This window comes from Streptomyces sp. NPDC051822 (assembly GCF_044452745.1).
Taxonomy (GTDB): Bacteria; Actinomycetota; Actinomycetes; order Streptomycetales; family Streptomycetaceae; genus Streptomyces.
The window spans coordinates 464,680-465,901 of the sequence record NZ_JBITBZ010000006.1 but is presented as its reverse complement, the minus strand read 5'-3'; the positions used below and the strand labels follow the sequence as shown (position 1 = coordinate 465,901).

Sequence of the window (1,222 nt, the reverse complement as noted above, 5' to 3'; positions counted from 1 at the left end):
AACGCCCGGTTACATTCCGAACCCGGAAGCTAAGCCTTTCAGCGCCGATGGTACTGCAGGGGGGACCCTGTGGGAGAGTAGGACGCCGCCGAACAATTCTTCAGGACCCCTGGTCCCAGCGTTCAACGCTGGGACCAGGGGTCCTTTTGTTTTTTGCTTGACCTTTTCCGATGCGCGGCAGAGTGCCGGCTGCGCGAGAATGACTGCAGTACCCGAAGACAGGAGTCACGTCGATGTCCACCAACTCTCCCGACGACCGTCCGGAGCGCGAACCGCGTCGCAGGGACGGTGCCGGTGGCGACCGGGGCGGCTTCCGTGGCCCCCGCCGTGACGACAACCGCAGTGGCAGCGGCGGTGGTTTCCGCCGTGACGACCGTGGCGGGGACAACCGCGGTGGCGATAACCGTGGTGGTGGCGGTGGTTTCCGTCGCGATGACCGTGGTGGCGACAACCGTGGTGGCGGCGGCTTCCGCCGTGACGACCGTGGTGGCGACAACCGTGGTGGTGGCGGCTTCCGCCGTGACGATCGCGGTGGTGACAACCGTGGTGGCAGCGGTGGTGGCTTCCGTCGCGATGACCGGCGTGATGAGCGGCCTTCGTCGTTCCGTCGGGACGACCGGCCCTCCTTCCCCCGTGACGACCGTGGCGGCAGCGCTGGTGGCTTCCGCCGCGATGACCGTGGCGGTGACAACCGTGGTGGCGGCGGTGGGTTCCGGCGTGACGACCGCGGTGGCGACAACCGTGGCGCCGGTGGCGGTGGCGGTTTCCGTCGTGACGACAGCCGTGGCAGCGGTGGTGGCTTCCGTCGCGACGACAACCGTGGCGGCGACAACCGCGGTGGCGGTGGCTTCCGTCGCGATGACCGTGGTGGTGACAACCGTGGTGGCGGCGGTGGGTTCCGTCGTGACGATCGGCCTTCGTTCCCGCGTGATGATCGCGGTGGGTTCCGTCGTGACGACCGGCGTGATGAGCGGCCTTCGTCGTTCCGTCGGGACGACCGGCCCTCCTTCCCTCGTGACGACCGTGGCGGCAGCGCTGGTGGTTTCCGTCGCGATGACCGTGGTGGCGATAACCGTGGTGGTGGCGGTGGTTTCCGTCGTGATGATCGCGGTGGTGACAACCGTGGTGGCAGCGCTGGTGGTTTCCGTCGCGATGACCGTGGTGGCGATAACCGTGGTGGTGGCGGTGGTTTCCGTCGTGATGATCGCGGTGGTGACAACCG

1 rRNA gene and 1 pseudogene are annotated in these 1,222 nt (G+C 67.8%); both read left to right on the top strand.

Annotation, left to right across the window (positions count from 1 at the left end):
• Positions 1-94 (top strand): 5S ribosomal RNA (gene rrf, locus ACIA8N_RS21760); the annotation flags it as partial.
• Positions 95-323: 229 nt separating this feature from the next.
• Positions 324-1,222: pseudogene (locus ACIA8N_RS21755) on the top strand (hypothetical protein); the annotation flags it as partial.